Raw genomic sequence first — 1723 nt, forward strand, 5'->3', positions numbered from 1 at the left:
TACGTCATCAACGGCCGCAAATGGTGGTCGTCCGGCGTCGGCGATCCCCGCTGCAAGATCGCGATCCTGATGGGCAAGACCGATTTCAAGGCGGCCAAGCACCAGCAGCAGTCGCAGATCCTGGTTCCGCTCGACACGCAAGGCATCAAGGTCGAGAAGATGCTGCCGGTGTTCGGCTTCGACCACGCCCCGCACGGCCATGCCCAAGTGCTGCTCGAGAACGTGCGCGTGCCGAAGGAGAACATCCTGTTAGGGGAAGGCCGCGGCTTCGAGATCGCGCAGGGCCGCCTCGGTCCGGGCCGTATCCATCACTGCATGCGCACCATCGGCAAGGCCGAGGAGGCGCTGGAGAAGATGGTGAAGCGGCTCGCCTCGCGCACCGCCTTCGGCAAGAAGATCGTCGAGCACTCGGTGTGGGAGCAGCGCATTGGCGAGGCCCGCACCAATATCGAGATGACGCGTCTTCTGTGCCTCAAGGCCGCCGACATGATGGACAAGGTCGGCAACAAGACTGCGCAGGCCGAGATCGCCATGATCAAGGTCGCAGCTCCCAATATGGCGCTGAAGATCATCGACGAGGCGATCCAAGCCTTTGGCGGCGCGGGCGTGTCGGACGAGGCCGGCCTTGCCAAGGACTACGCCCACATTCGCACGCTGAGGCTCGCCGACGGTCCGGACGAGGTGCACAATCGCGCCATTGCCAGACTTGAACTTCGGAAGTATGCAAACTCTCCAAGTCGCTAAAATGAAGCGGGAGAGCCGGACGGCGCTCCCGACTTGAAGAAACGACAGGGCATGATCCGCGTCGGATGACCGCTTGACGCAAGTGCGTCAGTGGTTACCGATTAGGATCATGCTCGACCTGAAATGGTCGGGACTGAAGAGGGAGCGTCACCGTGGCTGACGGCGTCAGGAAAGACGAGGAGTTCTCGGGCACCAAGCCGGTCGAGGAGCGGCATCGTTTCGACGAGCTGCGGCTCGAGGCCTGGATGCGCGACAACGTCGAAGGCTATGAGGGCCCGCTGGTCGTGCTCCAGTTCAAGGGCGGCCAGTCCAACCCGACCTACCGGCTCGACACGCCGAACCGTTCCTATGTGATGCGCCGAAAGCCATTCGGCAAATTGCTGCCTTCGGCGCACGCCGTCGATCGCGAATACCGCGTGATTGCAGCGCTTGGAAAGCAAGGCTTTCCGGTCGCACGCGCCTATGCGCTGTGCCAGGACGATAGCGTCATTGGCGCTGCCTTCTACATCATGTCGATGGAAGAGGGCCGCGTGTTCTGGGATCCAACGCTGCCGAGCCAGAATGCCGATGTGCGCCGAAAGATCTTCACCAGCAAGATCGAGACGCTGGCGAAGCTCCACATGTTCGATCCGGTTGCGATCGGCCTCGGCGACTTCGGTAAGCCCGGCAATTATTTCGCGCGCCAGATCGATCGCTGGACCAAGCAATACCGCGCCTCCGAAACCCAGCACATTCCAGAGTTCGAGAAGGTCGCCGAATGGCTGCCCAAGACCGTGCCGGAGCAGGCGCGCGTCTCCATCGTCCACGGCGACTATCGCCTTGACAACATGATTTTCCACGCGACGGAACCGCGGGTGCAGGCGGTGCTGGACTGGGAGCTGTCGACGCTCGGCGATCCCATGGCCGACTTCACCTATCTGTTGATGCAGTGGATCATGCCGGGCCTCGAGGGCGTCGACCTCAAGGCGCTCAACATCCC

2 protein-coding genes are annotated in these 1723 nt (G+C 62.2%); both read left to right on the forward strand.

Features of this window, described 5'->3' with window-relative positions:
- The coding region (locus IVA98_RS17520; protein WP_247355260.1) for an acyl-CoA dehydrogenase family protein at nucleotides 1-744 on the forward strand (744 nt) is incomplete at its 5' end.
- Between the two features lie 152 nt (nucleotides 745-896).
- Nucleotides 897-1723, forward strand: an 827-nt coding sequence (locus tag IVA98_RS17525; RefSeq protein ID WP_247355261.1) for a phosphotransferase family protein, incomplete at its 3' end; no start/stop codon positions are given.

The organism is Bradyrhizobium sp. 160, from assembly GCF_023073735.1.
Classification (GTDB): Bacteria; Pseudomonadota; Alphaproteobacteria; order Rhizobiales; family Xanthobacteraceae; genus Bradyrhizobium.